The organism is Moorella glycerini (assembly GCF_009735625.1).
Classification (GTDB): Bacteria; Bacillota; DSM-521; order Neomoorellales; family Neomoorellaceae; genus Neomoorella; species Neomoorella glycerini.
This window is the reverse complement of record NZ_CP046244.1, coordinates 2,911,573-2,927,619: the sequence shown is the minus strand read 5'-3', so window position 1 is coordinate 2,927,619 and position 16,047 is coordinate 2,911,573. Positions and strand designations below refer to the sequence as shown.

The window sequence follows — 16,047 nt, the reverse complement described above, 5'->3', positions numbered from 1 at the left end:
TACCCAACCCCCGGCAACTGTGAAAAATAAAGCCTTTAAAGAAGCGGAAGCCGAGCTCCTAGAATCCCTGCAACCCCTTCCCAAAGCCTCGCAAAAATATAAAATTGCTGCCCTGTTAATTACCCTGGCCAATCCATTTTGGGTTACTGTGAAAGAAGGGTATGAAGATGCAGCCAGAGAATATGGCGTAACAGTAGATGTGATGTCCGCCCCCAAAGAAGATGATGTAAATTCTCAACTAGAAACTCTGAAAACCATTGTTAGCAAAGATTATAACGCCATTGCTATCTCGGCTATTACACCGTTTAACCTGGTCCCAGGCGTTGCTGCAGCCACAAAAAAAGGCATACCGGTTGTCGCAGTGGGTACCAGTGTAGACCAGGAAGCAGCTACCAGAGCGGGGGCCAGGGTCCAGGCTTTTATTACCTCCAATTTTGAAGATCAGGGTAAACTGGGTGCCGAGTATATAATTAAAAAAATAGGTGCTGGCAAAGTGGCGATAATTGAAGGGCTCCCCGGTGCAGCCCAGAGTGAGGCCCGGAAAACAGGTGCTAAGAAAGCCTTTGAAGGTAACAAAGATATTACCCTGGTGGCAATCCAGCCGGGTAACTGGGACAGGCAAAAGGCTTATAATATAGCGGCCAACCTTATTCAGGCTCACCCCGACCTGAAGGGCATCTTTTGTGCCAACGATGTTATGGCTTTGGGCGCTGTGGAGGCCCTCAAGGCAGCTGGTAAGAAAGACCAGGTAACAGTGGTTGGCGTTGATTTTATCGATGATGCCCGTAAATCCATAGCCAAAGGAGAATTAGATGCCTCAGTGGCTATGTCACCCTACCTTTTTGGCAAAGGTGGCCTAATACTTGCCCTGAAAGTTTTGGAAGGGCACGAAATAAAGCAAGAGATTTACTGGACCCCCTTGGCAATTGTAGATAGGGAGAATGTGAACTCTTTTGAAGGATGGAAGTAGGCAATACTTCATTAGAATGACAGGCCGATGACGAAACGCTCATCGGCTTTTGTCCATAAATTAATCCAATACTATGGTGACTGGATATGGGCGGCGAGGTATTTTTTGTTAACTTTGAAGGAACACGAGGCGATAGTGTCCTCGACAAGTTAAAAAGGCTTTGTAACCACGCGGGTTTAAATAAGATAATTGAAGAAGGTGACCTAGTTGCCATCAAACTCCATTTTGGTGAGCTGGGTAATACCAGAATGCTCAGACCGCAGTTCTTAAAAATAATTATTCAGTTAGTGAAAGAGAGGGGTGGTCATCCTTTTCTAACGGACTGCAACACCCTGTTTTACCGGGGCAGATTTAACGCTGTCTGTCACCTGGAAACAGCTAATTTCAATGGTTACGACCAGGCGGCCATGGGGGCGCCCCTAATTATAGCCGACGGCCTTAAAGGTCTGGACTACAGACTAGCCAGGGCCCGGGAAGGTTTAAGCGAAGTCAAAGTGGGATCAGCTATTTACGAAGCTGATAAGTTAGTCGTTGTTACCCATTTCAAGGGTCATGATGATGTAGGCTTCGGAGGTATTATTAAAAACTTGGGGATGGGAGCTATCGCTCGGCCTGGAAAACAGGCCATCCATTCCCACATGAAACCCGTTGTTGAGACGTCCCTCTGTAACGGTTGCGGCAAGTGCGTAGAGGTTTGTAAGGTGAAGGCCATTGCAATTGAAGAAGGCAAAGCGTTCATCGAACAGGGCAACTGCAATAACTGCGGTGATTGCCTGGTAATATGCCCACGAAAGGCAATACCTGTTAATTGGGCAAGAGATGATAAGGATATGCAACGTAAACTAGTGGAATCCTGTGCTGCAGTCTTAGCTAATAAAAAGGGGCGAGCTTTTTTTGTTAGTTTCCTGGTGGATATTACTGCCTTTTGCGACTGCCGCTCCTGGAGCCCTCTACCGATTATCCACGATATCGGCATATTGGCAGGCACTGATCCCCTTGCCATAGAGCAGGCAAGCTATGATCTGGTAGATATGCACATTAAAGCCGTTTATCCAGAAAAAGCCCTTCATGATTTTACAGGGGTAAATGGCCTCTACATGCTGGAATATGCTGAGACAATTGGTCTGGGTAGTCGCGAGTATCAACTCATCAAGCTTTGAATTATGGGGGTGTATCGTTTGGCTACTGATAAAGCAATACTAAACTTGCTAGCTGCGGGGGTCAGAGACATGGATGAAGCGCTTACCATCAAGGCAGCGAGGGAGGCTCTGGCCAACAATATTGATCCCTTAAAAGCCATCAATGAAGGGTTACTGGAAGGGATGCGAGCAGCGGGACGACTTTACGAAGAAGGGGAATATTTTGTACCCGAGCTACTGTTGTGTTCAGATGCAATGTATGCCGGCCTGAATATCCTGTCTTCCCGTATAACGCCCCAAAATACACCTAACCAGGTGGCTGCAGTTATCGGGGTAGTCGAAGGGGATATTCACGATATAGGGAAAAATCTAGTTAAATTAATGCTGGAAGCAGCCGGGTTTAAAATATATGATTTAGGACGGGATGTACCTCCCGGTGACTTTGTTGCCGGAGTGAAAGAAACCGGTGCCAGGATACTCTGCATGTCTACTCTGATGTCTACCACGATGGATAGGATGGCGGATGTGATAAACCTCTTGCGGGAAGAAGGTCTGCGAGGAAATGTTGCCGTCCTGGTAGGAGGCGGGGCGGTAAGCCGGGCCTTTGCAGACAGTATAGGCGCCGATGGCTATGCTGATGATGCTATTGAAGCTGTCAGAGTAGTAAAAGGCCTGGTGCGTTAAATAACGTTTATATCTGCCCTGCGATTTTTTACCTTTCCTCCTATCCTGATAACTTTTTCAGCAACCTTTAATTTTCCCCTTGCATTTTCCTCCTTCAGGTGTTATCCTGAAGACAGGATGGTGTATACAAAACACCGGAGGAGGCGGGGGTTATGGATTACCTGCTGACCTGGATTAACGGGGAAGAGGTAGATTACCGGTTTGTCAGCGCTGAGGAGTTACAAAGGGTCCTGGCTGCTGAAGAAGAAAAACAAAACTGCATCGTTGTCCCGTTACATTAGGCACCCCGGTCCGGCATGAGCCGGCTTTTATTTTTTCTAACATGGAAGGAACTCCTGGTAACGGTAACACCCTCTCCAGGCAAATAATGAAAGAGGACGTGGTTTACTTGGCCCTCCCCTATAACCTGGATGTCACCCTGGACCTGGCCCGCAAGGAACTGGAGCAAGGCAACCCCCGGGAAATAGCCGTCAATAAGGGAGCTACCTGGGATGGGGAAAAAAAGGTGTTAATCCTGCCCTCTTTAAGTGACGTATTTCACATATCCTGCCCCGGCGGGACCATCAGCACCAGTGACGGCAGCAGCGTCGACCCGCGGGTGCAGGTTTTAATCCTCCACTACCTGATGGGCCCGGCAGTTGCCCGGCGGGGTGAATGGGTTTCCTTTAAGGAATTACCCGGCGGCCTCATCTACCAGCAACCCTTTTATGGCCGGGCCGTCTTGCCCCTGGTCCGCACCTTCGGCCAGGATCCCGCCGGCCTCCTCCAGGCCGCCCGGCCCCTTGGTGGGCGACCCGTAAACCTGGGAGATGCTGCCGTTGAACTTAATCCCTTTCCCACCCTGCCGGTAAGGCTGGTTATCTGGGCTGGCGATGATGAAATCCCCCCCAGCGGTACTATCCTTTTCGATGCTTCCGCGGCGGCAATCCTGGCCACGGAAGATCACGCCGTGCTGGCTGAATACCTTGTCAAACGTTTACAGGGCCAAGCGAGGGAGTCGAAGTAGCTATCAAGCATGTAGTCAGCATCAGTTTGGGTACTAATAGCAGGGATTACCAGGTAAAGCTGAACTGCGGCCAGGAGACAATCCTCCTGGAACGGCGCGGCTGCAATGGCCGCCTGGACCTGGCGGCCCGCCTTCTTAAGGAACTGGATGGACGGGTGGATGCCCTGGGGCTGGGTGGCGCCAATTTTTACTACCACCTGGGTTCGCGGTGTTATCCCTGCCCGGCAGGCCGGTATTTAGCCCACCAGGTTAAAGAGACCCCCCTGGTGGATGGCTCTGGCTGGAAGCAATGGGTGGAGCCCCGGGCCATAGACCAGCTGGCTTTTTTACCCCCCGGTAGCAGGGCGCTGGTAGTTTCCGTCCTGGACCGCTTCTGGCTGGCCCGGGCTTTACAGGCAGCCGGCTATCCCGTCCTGGCCGGGGATGCTGCCTTTGGTTTAAATCTCCCCCTTGGCTTTCCTTTATCAACCTTCATGATCCTGGGTTATTTAACCATGCCCTTGCTGGCCCATTTACCCCTGGACTACCTTTACCCTCTGGGGCATGACCAGGAAAAATCGCACCCCCATTACCGTCATCTCTTCGCCAGGGTCAAAATCATTGCCGGGGACTGGCATTTTATCCGTCGCCATCTACCTGTTTCTCTGGCCGGCAAAGTAGTTATTACCAGTGGTACCACGCCCGGCGACCGGGAACTCCTGCGCCGGCGCGGGGCTGCCTGGCTCCTGGCAACAACCCCCGTCTTCGAGGGTCTCAGCCCGGCGGCCAATGCCATGGAAGCTATACTGGTGGCCCTGGGGGCTACAGCGCCTCAATACGCAGCCCTGGCTGGAAAGTTTGGATGGTTGCCCTCCCTTTACTGCCTGCAGAAATAAAAGGTGATCCCTCTTACAGGCTTGCCGGGGGTTAACCCCACTTCGTGAACTAGTCATTTCTTCCCCTTCCTGGCCATAGGATGTAACAGGAATGGGGGGAGAGAAATAATGACTGGAACCGGTGGCAACCCTACGACCTGCCGGATTAATTTCCAGCTCCGGCACGCCGGGGAGAGGAAAACAATTGCCTATTACCTGGACCTGACCCGGGAACGCATACCCACCTGGGCCGGCATCAACCTGGGCGGTAATGACCTGACTATCCAGGGCCAGGGCTATGACGGCCGCTGCGCCTTCTGCCGTTATTTCCGGAAAGCCTTAAAAAACCGCGGTATTCGTTTTAGTTGCACCTGTCCTTTTGAAGTCCAGGATAATTCCTGTACCTGGCGGGTTAAAATAGGTAGCGTTTTTTTTGACCAGGACCTCCTTGAGGAGGAAGAAAAATACCTAACCTACCTGCGCCGGGTGGAAAATGACCCCCGGGATCTGGAAGCCCGGCTGGCCCTGGGGGTCATTCATGAATACCATGGCCGTTTTGCCCCGGCCCTGGCCAGTTACTGGGCCGCCCACGACCTGGACCCGGACGATGCCTTCATCAAGGAACGCCTCCAGGACCTTCTATCGTTATTACAGCAACTATTACTTGCCTCAGAACAGCAAAAAAACTGAGCTGACACCAGTTTTGGGAAGCAAATCCAGGGCAGCCAACCAGCCGTGCCACAGCACTAAAGGCTTGCGCCTGTCCTGTCCCTGTGGCAATATATAGATAGCCAGAAAAAGGGGGATGAGAGTAAGCCTTGGATCTGAAAACTATTGGCGAGTTCGGTTTGATCGAACGCCTGAAAGCCGGGGCCATTGTGGTCCCGGATAAAGTCATTATGGGTATCGGCGATGATGCTGCGGTTTTAAAGGGGGAAGGTGGTTACCTGACCCTGGCCTCTACGGACATGCTGGTGGAAGATATCCACTTTACCCTGGCCACGGCTACGGCCCGGGAAATCGGCTACAAGACCATGGCGGTAAATGTGAGCGATATTGCCGCCATGGGTGGTATACCAGAACAGGCCCTTGTTTCCCTTGGCTTAAGGCCGGAGCAACCGGTGGACTTTGTGGACGAGCTTTACGCAGGCTTACGGGAATGCGGCCAGCGTTTTGGGGTCAATATAATCGGTGGCGATACCGTATCTTCCCCCCGGGCAATGGTGATCAATCTGGCCATCCTGGGGCGGGTAGAAGAGGGAGCCTGCCTCTACCGCAGCGGCGCCCGGCCGGGGGATGTCCTGCTGGTAACGGGCGATCTCGGGGGGTCGGCTGCCGGCCTGGATACCTTGCTTGCGCCCCGCCCGGCCCCACCGGAGGCCGTGGCCTTCGCCCGGGAACGCCACTTCCGGCCCACCCCCAGGGTAACTGAAATCCGGGCCGCCCTACCGGCAGGGGGGATAACGGCGGCCGATGATATCAGCGATGGCCTGGTAGCTGAAATATATACCCTTGCCCAGGCCTCTGGTGTTGGTATTATCCTGGAAGCCGCTGCCGTGCCCATCGCCCCGGCCACCAGGCAGCTGGCCGCTATTTATCAAAAAGATCCCCTGGATTATGCCCTCTACGGCGGTGAGGATTTCGAACTCCTCCTCACCTGCCGGCCAGACAAGGTGGCTGCCGTCCAGGAAGCCATAGCCAGGGCCTGCCAGACCCCCGTTACGCCCATCGGTAATGTGGTCCCGGCCACGGAAGGTATTACCATCATCATCGATGGGAAGAGATTGCCTTTAAATCCCGGGGGTTATAACCATTTCCAGTAATGGCTTAAAACCCTGTTCTTGCTGCCCAGGGTAGTTTCAGGGAGCGTCAGGGCAAGCTATAGCCCGGTAGAAGGGTTGAAAGTTTTACAGGCAGGACTTGCAAGCTGCCCTTATTACCTGGTAATATAAGGAGGTAGGGAATAATAAGGGGGATAGTTTAATTGAGTGAAGATATCAAGGCCAGGCTGGCCGACCTGGAAGCCAGGCGCGCAGTAGTTTTAGCCGGCGGCGGTGAGGAACGCATCGCCAGGCAGCATGCTGCCGGCAAGCTTACGGCCCGTGAACGAATAGAGTTATTGCTGGACCCGGGCAGTTTCCTGGAACTGGACCAGTTTGTCCGCCACCGGGCCACTGATTTTGATATGCAAAATATGGAAACACCAGGGGAAGGGGTGGTTACCGGCTCTGGTACCATCAACGGCCGCCAGGTTTATGTCTATGCCCAGGATTTTACCGTCATGGGCGGCTCTTTAGGGGAAATGCATGCCGCCAAAATCTGCAAGGTCCTGGACCTGGCCCTGAAGACAGGGGTACCGGTTATTGGTTTAAACGACTCCGGTGGCGCCCGCATCCAGGAAGGGGTGGCGGCCCTTAATGGTTATGGGGAAATTTTCCGCCGTAATACCCATGCTTCCGGTGTTATCCCCCAGATTGCCGCCATTATGGGACCCTGTGCCGGCGGTGCCGTCTATTCGCCCGGATTAATGGACTTTATTTTCATGGTTGATCGTACGGCCCAGATGTTCATTACCGGGCCCCAGGTAATCAAGGCCGTTACCGGCGAAGAGGTAAGCCCGGAAGAGCTGGGCGGGGCTGCCACCCATGCCATGAAAAGCGGGGTGGCCCATTTCCACACTCCCACGGAAGAAGATTGCCTGCATTTAATCCGGACCTTGCTCGGCTACCTCCCGGGCAACAACCTGGAGGACCCGCCTTATGTGCCCGGCCCTGACCCCGTTGACCGGGAGTGCCCCCATTTGCGGCACCTGGTCCCTGTCGATCCCAATAAACCCTATGACGTCAAAGAAATAATCTACGGGGTGGTGGATGACGGCTTGTTCCTGGAAATCCAGGCTCAATATGCCGCCAATATAGTTATCGGCCTGGCCCGCCTGGCCGGGTATACTATAGGTATTGTCGCCAATCAACCCCGGCACCTGGCCGGCTGCCTGGATATCAATGCTGCCGATAAAGCCGCCCGTTTCGTCCGTTTCTGTGACGCCTTCAACATCCCCCTCCTGACCCTGGTCGATACCCCCGGCTATTTACCCGGGGTCGACCAGGAGCAGGGCGGCATTATCCGCCACGGGGCCAAACTGCTGTATGCCTTTGCCGAAGCCGTCGTTCCCAAAATGACCCTGGTCTTGCGCAAGGCCTACGGTGGTGCTTATCTGGCCATGTGTTCCCGCTCCCTGGGGGCCGATCATGTGGTAGCCTGGCCGACGGCGGAAATTGCCGTCATGGGTCCCGAAGGGGCGGCCAATATTATCTTCCGCCAGGAAATCAGCCAGGCTAGTGACCCTCCTGAGGTGCGCCGGCAAAAAATCGCCGAATACCGGGAGAAATTTGCCAATCCTTATATAGCCGCCGGCCTGGGGCTGGTGGATGCCGTCATTGACCCGGCCCTGACCCGCCGGCACCTGGTCCAGGTCCTGTTAACTTTACTTAACAAACGGGAAAGCCGCCCGGCTAAAAAACACGGTAATTTCCCCGTTTAACAGTTTTTATTTTCAGGGCAGGTGATATTTTATGGTCGTTTCTTACCAGCAAATTGTTTTAAATAAAGCAGTTGCCCCGGAAATCGTGGCCGCCATTACCGCTGCCATAGCAGTATATATGCCGGCAGAAACCGGCTGGCAAATCACAACCATCCGGCCCTTGAACAGGATTGCCAATCGCTGGGTCCTGGCCGGGCGGCAGGAGCTGATGCATAGTTCGCTGGCGTTAGAAAGGAGGCGGATGGCCGGTTGAAGCGCCATTTTCAGGTCACCGTTAATGGGGAAACCTTTAGTGTCGAAGTAGAGGAGGTAGGTGGGACGGTTGAGCATTTGCGCCCGGCGGTGAAGCCCCCCGCGAAAAAAGCCCCACCCGTCCACCAGGCCGGCCTTTCCCCGCGAGCCTCCTTGCCCCAGGATAACCGTACAGTTACATCTCCTTTGCCGGGTACGGTAGTAGAAGTCAGGGTTAAGCCGGGACAAAAGGTAACTGCCGGCCAGGTCCTGCTCATTATCGAAGCCATGAAAATGGAAAATGAAATCCAGGCTCCAGCCGGGGGAGTTGTCCAGGAGATATTGGTCCAGGCTGGTACTAACGTCGCCAGTGGCCAGCCCCTTGTTAGACTGGGCTAATCAGCCCCGCAAAAGGAAGTGCTGGGAAGTGCTACCCCATACTTATGTCGTCCTGGACGTGGAGACAACCGGCCTGGATCCGGGCCGGGACCAGATCATTGAAATAGCCGCCGTCCGCCTGGAGAAAGGTCAGATAACGGGCCAGTTTCACACCCTGGTCAACCCCGGCCGGCCGATACCGGCCTATATCCAGAAACTTACGGGTATTAATGACGCCATGGTCCGGGAAGCACCCTGTTTGGCAGAAATCCTGCCTGAGTTGCTGGACTTTATAGGGGAAGCCATCCCGGCGGGTCATAATGGCAATTTTGACCTGGCCTTTTTAAACCAGGCCCTGGGTTCTACTACCTGGCACCGCCCCCTGCTTGATACCTTAACCTTAAGCCGCATCCTCTATCCCTGCCTGCCTTCTTACCGGCTGGAGTTTTTAAGCCAAAAATTCGCCCTGGAAGTGACTGAACATCACCGCGCCCTGGGGGATGTATCAACCACCGTCCAGCTGTTACATACCCTCTGGCGGGCTACCCTGGCCCTGGATAAAGATCTATTAACCAACCTGTTCAGGCTGGCTCCGGCCGGCCTGCAACCCTGGTTCCAGGCTGCCCTGGCCGCCGAATCCATCCCGGTAACCCCGGCAGAAATAGCCGCTACCGGGCTCTTTGCCCTGGAGCAAACACCGCCACCGCCGCCAGCACTCCCTGACTTTTGCCCGGACGAAATAGCGGCCCTCCTGGCTCCAGGAGGCCTGCTGGCCGGTAAACTCCCCGGCTATGAATACCGCCCCCAGCAGGCAGAGATGCTCCGGGCCGTAGCTACGGCCCTGTCCGGCAACCGGTACCTCATTGTTGAAGCCGGAACAGGTACGGGCAAATCCCTGGCCTATCTCCTGCCGGCCATTTACTGGGCCTGCCACCAGGGCAAGAGGGTGGCCATTGCCACCCATACCATCAGCCTCCAGGAACAGCTTATGAATAAGGACCTGCCCCTGTTAAAGGAAATCCTTCCTTTCACCTTCAAGGCCGCCCTGGTCAAGGGGCGCAATAACTACCTCTGCCGGCGGAAGCTCAGGGATTACCTGCATAACCCGCCACCCGGGGAAGAGGAACGCCACTTTATCCTCAGGGTACTGCGCTGGCTCAAGCTGACTACTTCCGGGGACTGGAGCGAAATGAAGCTGAAACCGGAAGAAGAAAGCTTGAAGCTTGCCCTGGCCGCCGAAAAGGACACCTGTGCCGGTAACAGCTGTCCCTTTAATGACAGCTGTTTCGTCAATGCTGCCCGGCGGGAGGCTGAGGCGGCCAGTATCCTGGTCTTAAACCATTCCCTGCTTTTAAGTGATGTCCGCTTAAACAACCAGGTCCTGCCCGATTATCCCTATCTCATTATTGATGAAGCCCATCACCTGGAAGAAGCGGCCACCGAACACCTGGGCACCTCGGTCAGGCAGGCCAGTTGTGGCTTTTTCCTCCACCGCCTGGGAGGGAAAGGTAGTACCTTTAGCTTTTTAGGCCGGGCCTGGAACCTCGCCCGCCGTTTAACCGGGGAAGGAAACGCCGAACTGCTACCTTTGTTAGAAGATCTGGAGGGAACAGTTGCCAGGATGCACCAGGAATGGCAGGCCTTCTGGGATGGCCTGGCGCAATTAAGTGAGGCGGCCCTGTGGGAACAGGGTAACTCCACTTTACGTTTCACGGCCCGCTTGAAGGAAACGCCGGCCTGGGACAGCCTGCTAACCATCTTTGGCCGCCTGGAGGAAACCCTGAACGGCCTGGCCGGTCGCCTGGTACGCCTGGCGGAACTGCTTTTCGCTGCCGGTGCTGAAGAAATGGCCGCTGATGCCACCAATTTGGGCAATATCTTTGCCCAGTACAGCCATGACCTGGGGGAAATTCTCGAGGCCGACCCGGATACCAGCGTTAGCTGGCTGGAAAAAAACAATGCCGGCCAGTATACCTTACGTTTGGCCCCCCTGGAAGTTGGGCCCCTGCTGGCAGAACTGCTCTTTGCCCGAAAAGAAGCCGTAATTTTAACCTCGGCCACTATAACTGTTGATAATACCTTTGATTTTTACCAGCAACAGGTGGGATTAACGGCGTTACCTCCCGGGCAAATAGCTACCTGCCAGGTGGCCTCGCCCTTTGACTACCGTTCCCAGGCCCTGGTGTGTACCGTCAGGGGGCTCCCCAACCCCGGCCAGCTTAATGACAGTGCTTACGCCGCAGCTGTTGCGCCGGTGATAACGCAGATTTTGCCTGCTGTGGGTGGCCGCACCCTGATCCTCTGTACCTCCCACCGTTTCTTGCGCGATATGTACAACATCTTGAACACTATGCTGGCAGGCAGTGATTATAGCGTCCTGGCCCAGGGGATTGACGGCGGTCGTTCCCAGCTCCTGGAGGAATTCCGGCAAATACCGCGGTCTGTTCTCCTGGGGGCCAACAGTTACTGGGAAGGCATCGACCTGCCCGGGGATCTCCTGCGCTGTGTCATTATTCCCCGCCTGCCTTTCCCGTCTCCCGGCATCCCAACCCTGGCCGCCCGCACGGAACACCTGGCTGCTCAAGGAGGAAATCCCTTTACCACTTTAAGCCTGCCCCAGGCTGTTATCCGTTTCCGCCAGGGGTTTGGGCGCCTGATCCGGAGCGCTGCCGATCGCGGCGCCCTGGTAATCCTCGACCAGCGCCTCCTCTCCCAGCGTTACGGCCGCCATTTCCTCCAGTCCCTGCCGCCGGTTACCACAGCCGAAGTGACCCCGGCCGAACTCCCTGAAAGGCTCGCTACCTGGTTTAACCCGCCTGCCTCCACCTGAGATGCACTTTTTAGTCGCCTCCTTAATACTATAATTAAAGAGGAACCGGTTTCCCACCTCTAACCTCCCGCTTCCCACATCCATTTACGGAGGCCAGACCAGAGTGAGGTGAATAGCATGCGGGTTTACTTTATTCCCTTGCCGTCCTTCTTAAAACGCCTGTTAAAAAAAATTTTGCACCAGGAATGAGGGGGCAACCTCTCTTCTTTTTTAGCATAAAAGGCCGGTCCCACCATTACAATTAACCATGGGGGTGGGATTGAGAATGCGGCCTTGTAAATATTTCGCCTGGGGTTTAATTCTGGGAATAGGGCTGACCTGGGGGTGGTTTTCCTTTAGCGAAAAAAACAAAGCAGAGCCTGTCCTGCCGGCCCTGGCTCCGGCTGGTCAACAGCAAGCACCCTTTGCTGTTATTTTTAACTTTTACCAGGCCCTGGCCACAGGAAGGGAGGACCAGCTTCCCTTCCTGGTAACCCCGGAATTGCTAATAACCCTGCAAAAAAATCAATTTCTACAAAAGTGGCAGCAACGCCGCCAGCAGGATCCTTCCCTGCGGTTCGTTTTTTTCCTGATTAAAGAACAGGAGGTTGATCTTAAAACCGGGACTGCCCGGGCCCGGGGAAGCGCCGAGTGGGTTTCAGCCCGGCAGGGTACCCTTTCCGTTCCCCAGACCATTACTATTTTCAACGAGCGCGGTACATGGAAAATAAAGGATATCAAAGAGCAGGGGTAAAAATGAGCATTAAAGAATCCAAAGAAAAACAGGCCCGGTGGCCTGGCAGTTTTACTTCCCGTGGGGGCCTGCGTTTTCGCCTGATCTTTGGCCTTTTCCTCCTGGCAGGAGGGTTCCTCTGCTGGTTACTGGTAGCTTTAAGGCATTAAATTAACGGCCGGTCATGCCGGCCACCCCGCCCATGGCCCCGGCCAGGAGACAGAGCCCCACCTTCTGGCCGGTAGCTCCCAGGGCCAGGGGCCCGGCGGTCCAGCCCATGGCCAGGGTGACTGCGAAAAAGAGCAGGCCTACAGTTAAGCCCTGGACAAGTCCCCTGGCCGTAGCCATCCTTGCCGCCTGCAGGCCCCCCAAAAAGACGGCCAGGGCCACGATAATACTGGCCAGCAGGGGAAGCAGGCCCTCGGAAAGGGGGGTAAAATACAGCAGCAACCCCAGCAAGGTGGCCATACCCAGGCCAGCTAACATGGCATAAAGTAACCCTGTCAAAACAGCCCGCAGCAAATTTTCCACCCCCGAACCCCATTCTTGTCTCACCTAAACCCTATGCCGGCCCGCTAGATAAAATACCTGCTTCTTGATGAACCTGGCAGGTATTTTTTAATGGACGTCGAAATCTAGGAAGGATAGTTCAGCAGGAGGAAGAAATCTTTGGCGTTACATATTGGCTTCCCGACAGCCTTGATTTATTACAGCCATTTTCCCTTCTGGCTGGCCTTTTTTAACCGTTTGGGAATCGAAATTGTTACCTCACCCCTGACTACCAAGGCTATCCTGGACGACGGCGCCCGCGAAGCAGTCGCCGATGCCTGTATTCCTATTAAGCTCTACCACGGTCACGTCCTGACCCTTAAAGATAAAGTTGAGGCCATCTTTATCCCGCGCATGGTAAGGACAAATAAGCGCGCCACTTTTTGTCCCAAATTTTTGGGTTTACCGGATATGGTGCGGGCTACCCTGGCCCACCTGCCCCCCATCATCGATCTCCAGGTCGATGCGGGCCGGGGCTTATGGGGCTTTTGGCCCACCTGCCGGGGCCTGGCCGAACTGCTGGGTTTTAGCCTGCGGCTGGCCTGGTCCGCCTACCGGGAAGGAAGGCACCACCAGGATGCCTACCAGAAATTGCTCCTGGCAGGTTACCTGCCCCTCCAGGCCATGGCCAAACTACGGGGCGAGACAGTAGAAGCTCCAGCCAGGGAACCGGGAGCCCTGAACCTGGCCGTCCTGGGCTATCCCTACCAGGTTTATGATCAATATATCAGCCTGGATCTCATTGGCAAGTTAAAAAAGATGGGCGTGAATGTGTGGACCATGGAAATGGTCCACCCGGCCCGGCTTTACCGGTTGAGCAGCCGCCTTCCCAAACGCCTTTTCTGGCATTTCTCCAACCTGGTTCTGGGAGCCACCTATCATTATCTCCAGCAAGGAAATATGGACGGCATTATTCACGTCACGGCCTTCGGTTGTGGCCCCGATGCCATGGTGGATAAGATTATGGAACTGGACATCCGTAAGTTAAGCCAGGGGCAATTACCCTTTATGTCGGTGAGCATCGATGAGCAAACGGGTGATGCCGGCATAACCACCCGCCTGGAAGCCTTCGTCGATATGCTGCACCAGAGGAGGGGTAACAGGTGAAAAAGGTTTCCTTTGCCCATATGGGGTATTCCTACCTGGGTTTCAAACAGCTGGTGGAAGATATGGGTTTCGAAGCCGTCGTCCCGGCCAGCCCCAGCCCCGCCACCCTGGACCGGGGCGTCACCTATGCCCCGGAATATGCCTGTATCCCCTTTAAAATGGTCCTGGGCACCTACCTGGAAGTCCTGGAACGGGGGGCGGAGATGATCATTACCTCCGGGGGAGTAGGACCCTGCCGGGCCGGCCTGTACGGCATGATGCATGAAAGGATTTTACGCAACCTGGGATTTAACTTGGAAATCTTTATTTTTGACCCTCCCCTGACGGGGCTCTGGCCCTTCTTTATTAAATTAAGGCGCGTACTCAAGGCAGCCGGCCTTTCCTGGCTGGCCTTTGTCGATGTCGTCCGCCGCGCCTGGGCCAAGTTAAAGCTCCTGGATGAACTGGAACAGCTGGCTACCAGCATCCGCCCCTATGAATTAAAACGCGGGGAAACTACCCGTACCTTCCGCAGCTGCCTTAAAATAATTGATCAAGCCCGGAGCCAGAAGGAAATAGCCGCCGCCCGGGAAGAATGCCGGCAGCTTCTACAAAATATTCCCCGGGATGCCGGCCGCCGCCCCCTCAAGGTGGGTATTGTCGGGGAAATTTACGTCCTGCTGGAGCCTTTTATGAACCTGGAAATAGAAAAAACCCTGGGGGAGATGGGGGTTGTTACCCACCGTTCTATTTACCTGACCCAGTACACGGCCACCGACGTTCTGGCCCACGGTGCCCAGGACGTACGCCAGCTGGCCCACCCTTATTTAAATCAATTTGTCGGCGGCCATGGCCAGAATAGCGTCGGCGAAACCATCCTTTACGCCCGGAACGGTTTTGACGGTGTCATCCAGCTGGCTCCCTTTACCTGTATTCCGGAAATAGTAGCCAAAAGTATTTTGCCGCGAGTCAGCCGGGACCTGGGCATCCCCATCTTAAGCCTGACCATTGACGAACAGACCGGCCGGGCCGGGGTGGAAACCAGGCTGGAAGCCTTTGTCGATCTTTTGCGCCAGCGGCGCGAGCAAATGGAGGCCAGGAGTAATGCAGCCCTGTTACCTGGGTATTGATGTCGGTTCCGTCAGTACCAACGTTGTTGTCATTACCGCTGCAGGAGAAGTATTAAGCAGCCTGTACATACGTACCCACGGCCAGCCCATCCAGGCCGTGAAAGAAGGCCTCAGCCGGGTGAAGGCCACCCTGCCGGAAGACGTGATCATCGCCGGGGCCGGTACCACCGGCAGCGGCCGCTATCTGGCCGGGGCCATTATCGGCGCTGATATTGTTAAAAATGAGATCACGGCCCATGCCGTGGCCGCCCGCCTGGAAGTACCGGAGGTCCAGACCATCCTGGAAATCGGCGGCCAGGACTCCAAGATTATCATTCTCCGCCAGGGGGTTGTTATCGATTTTGCCATGAACACCGTCTGTGCCGCCGGGACGGGTTCTTTCCTGGATCAACAGGCCGCCCGCTTAGGTGTCCCCATCGAAAACTTCGGCGAACTGGCTTTAAAGGCCCGGCATCCCGTACGCATTGCCGGCCGCTGCACCGTGTTTGCCGAATCCGATATGATTCATAAACAGCAAATGGGGCACAATATAGAAGATATTATTGGCGGCCTCTGTGAGGCCCTGGTCCGCAACTACTTAAATAACGTCGCCAAGGGCAAAGAGATACTCACCCCCATCGTCTTCCAGGGGGGGGTGGCGGCCAACGCCGGTATCCGGGCCGCCTTCAGTAAAGCCTTGCAACAGGAAATTATCGTGCCCCGCCACTTTGCCGTCATGGGAGCCCTGGGCGCCGCCCTCCTGGCCCGAGATTATGTTAACAATAACCGGGAGACTAAATTTAAAGGTTTCGAAGTAGCCGAAGAAGAATTCCGGGCCCACAGTTTTACCTGCCAGGGGTGTTCAAACCTGTGTGAAATTGTTAATATAGAGGAAGAAGGCAGGATAATTGCCCGCTGGGGCAGCCGTTGTGGCAAATGGGATACCCTTGGAGAATAA

18 protein-coding genes are annotated in these 16,047 nt (G+C 54.9%); 17 read left to right on the top strand and 1 reads right to left on the bottom strand.

Translation table 11 applies throughout. The annotated features are described in order from the left end of the window. Positions 1–19 precede the first annotated feature (19 nt). The 14 genes from MGLY_RS14630 to MGLY_RS14570 all read left to right on the top strand — a co-directional run bounded on the left by MGLY_RS14630 (position 20) and on the right by MGLY_RS14570 (position 12,515). Entirely contained in the window at positions 20–970 is a 951-nt protein-coding gene (locus tag MGLY_RS14630; protein ID WP_211661919.1) for a sugar ABC transporter substrate-binding protein, read from the top strand. A gap of 86 nt (positions 971–1,056) precedes the next feature. After that, positions 1,057–2,130 carry a DUF362 domain-containing protein gene (locus tag MGLY_RS14625; RefSeq protein ID WP_156275021.1) on the top strand — a complete coding sequence of 358 codons (1,074 nt, stop codon included), beginning with the start codon at positions 1,057–1,059 and terminating at the stop codon, positions 2,128–2,130. A gap of 3 nt (positions 2,131–2,133) precedes the next feature. Next, positions 2,134–2,793 carry a corrinoid protein gene (locus MGLY_RS14620; RefSeq protein ID WP_156275017.1) on the top strand — a complete coding sequence of 220 codons (660 nt, stop codon included), beginning with the start codon at positions 2,134–2,136 and terminating at the stop codon, positions 2,791–2,793. A gap of 152 nt (positions 2,794–2,945) precedes the next feature. Further along, positions 2,946–3,074, top strand: coding sequence for a hypothetical protein (locus MGLY_RS18610; RefSeq protein ID WP_269085219.1), 129 nt, complete (start codon positions 2,946–2,948; stop codon positions 3,072–3,074). An 86-nt stretch (positions 3,075–3,160) separates the two neighbouring features. Further along, positions 3,161–3,799: a DUF3786 domain-containing protein gene (locus MGLY_RS14615; protein WP_170291110.1), complete on the top strand. Its 639-nt coding sequence runs from the start codon at positions 3,161–3,163 to the stop codon at positions 3,797–3,799. Next, positions 3,754–4,674, top strand: coding sequence for a DUF8753 domain-containing protein (locus MGLY_RS14610; protein WP_489676591.1), 921 nt, complete (start codon positions 3,754–3,756; stop codon positions 4,672–4,674). Before MGLY_RS14615 ends, MGLY_RS14610 begins: the two co-directional genes overlap by 46 nt. Positions 4,675–4,782: 108 nt before the next feature. Continuing rightward, entirely contained in the window at positions 4,783–5,343 is a 561-nt protein-coding gene (locus tag MGLY_RS14605; protein ID WP_156275011.1) for a tetratricopeptide repeat protein, read from the top strand. Between the two features lie 128 nt (positions 5,344–5,471). After that, positions 5,472–6,476, top strand: coding sequence for a thiamine-phosphate kinase (thiL, locus tag MGLY_RS14600; protein ID WP_156275009.1), 1,005 nt, complete (start codon positions 5,472–5,474; stop codon positions 6,474–6,476). Positions 6,477–6,637: 161 nt separating this feature from the next. Then, positions 6,638–8,194 carry an acyl-CoA carboxylase subunit beta gene (locus tag MGLY_RS14595; protein WP_156275007.1) on the top strand — a complete coding sequence of 519 codons (1,557 nt, stop codon included), beginning with the start codon at positions 6,638–6,640 and terminating at the stop codon, positions 8,192–8,194. Between the two features lie 31 nt (positions 8,195–8,225). Continuing rightward, a complete protein-coding gene (locus MGLY_RS14590) occupies positions 8,226–8,447 on the top strand; it encodes a hypothetical protein (protein ID WP_156275005.1) in 222 nt (73 codons plus the stop codon). Beyond that, positions 8,444–8,824, top strand: coding sequence for a biotin/lipoyl-containing protein (locus MGLY_RS14585; protein WP_156275003.1), 381 nt, complete (start codon positions 8,444–8,446; stop codon positions 8,822–8,824). Before MGLY_RS14590 ends, MGLY_RS14585 begins: the two co-directional genes overlap by 4 nt. Before the next feature lie 28 nt (positions 8,825–8,852). Further along, on the top strand, positions 8,853–11,633 hold the full coding sequence (locus MGLY_RS14580) for a helicase C-terminal domain-containing protein (protein WP_156275001.1): 2,781 nt from the start codon (positions 8,853–8,855) through the stop codon (positions 11,631–11,633). Between the two features lie 265 nt (positions 11,634–11,898). Then, positions 11,899–12,366 (top strand): hypothetical protein, encoded by a 468-nt coding sequence (locus MGLY_RS14575; RefSeq protein WP_156274999.1) that lies wholly within the window; start codon positions 11,899–11,901, stop codon positions 12,364–12,366. Between the two features lie 2 nt (positions 12,367–12,368). Continuing rightward, complete coding sequence (locus MGLY_RS14570) at positions 12,369–12,515, top strand: hypothetical protein (RefSeq protein ID WP_156274997.1); 147 nt, start codon at positions 12,369–12,371, stop codon at positions 12,513–12,515. A gap of 1 nt (position 12,516) precedes the next feature. On the opposite strand, the gene MGLY_RS14565 is transcribed toward MGLY_RS14570, so the two are convergent. Then, positions 12,517–12,852 carry a TIGR04086 family membrane protein gene (locus MGLY_RS14565; protein ID WP_170291109.1) on the bottom strand — a complete coding sequence of 112 codons (336 nt, stop codon included), beginning with the start codon at positions 12,850–12,852 and terminating at the stop codon, positions 12,517–12,519. A gap of 162 nt (positions 12,853–13,014) precedes the next feature. Here MGLY_RS14565 and MGLY_RS14560 point away from each other — a divergent pair, with 162 nt between their 5' ends. Genes MGLY_RS14560 through MGLY_RS14550 form a run of 3 tightly spaced genes read left to right on the top strand, consistent with a single transcriptional unit; the run spans position 13,015 to position 16,047 of the window. Then, positions 13,015–14,001 (top strand): acyl-CoA dehydratase activase-related protein, encoded by a 987-nt coding sequence (locus MGLY_RS14560; RefSeq protein ID WP_156274993.1) that lies wholly within the window; start codon positions 13,015–13,017, stop codon positions 13,999–14,001. Then, the gene (locus MGLY_RS14555; RefSeq protein ID WP_156274991.1) at positions 13,998–15,110 is read left to right on the top strand and encodes a 2-hydroxyacyl-CoA dehydratase; all 1,113 of its coding nucleotides are present in this window, start codon (positions 13,998–14,000) and stop codon (positions 15,108–15,110) included. Before MGLY_RS14560 ends, MGLY_RS14555 begins: the two co-directional genes overlap by 4 nt. Beyond that, a complete protein-coding gene (locus MGLY_RS14550; RefSeq protein WP_156274989.1) occupies positions 15,085–16,047 on the top strand; it encodes an acyl-CoA dehydratase activase in 963 nt (320 codons plus the stop codon). Before MGLY_RS14555 ends, MGLY_RS14550 begins: the two co-directional genes overlap by 26 nt.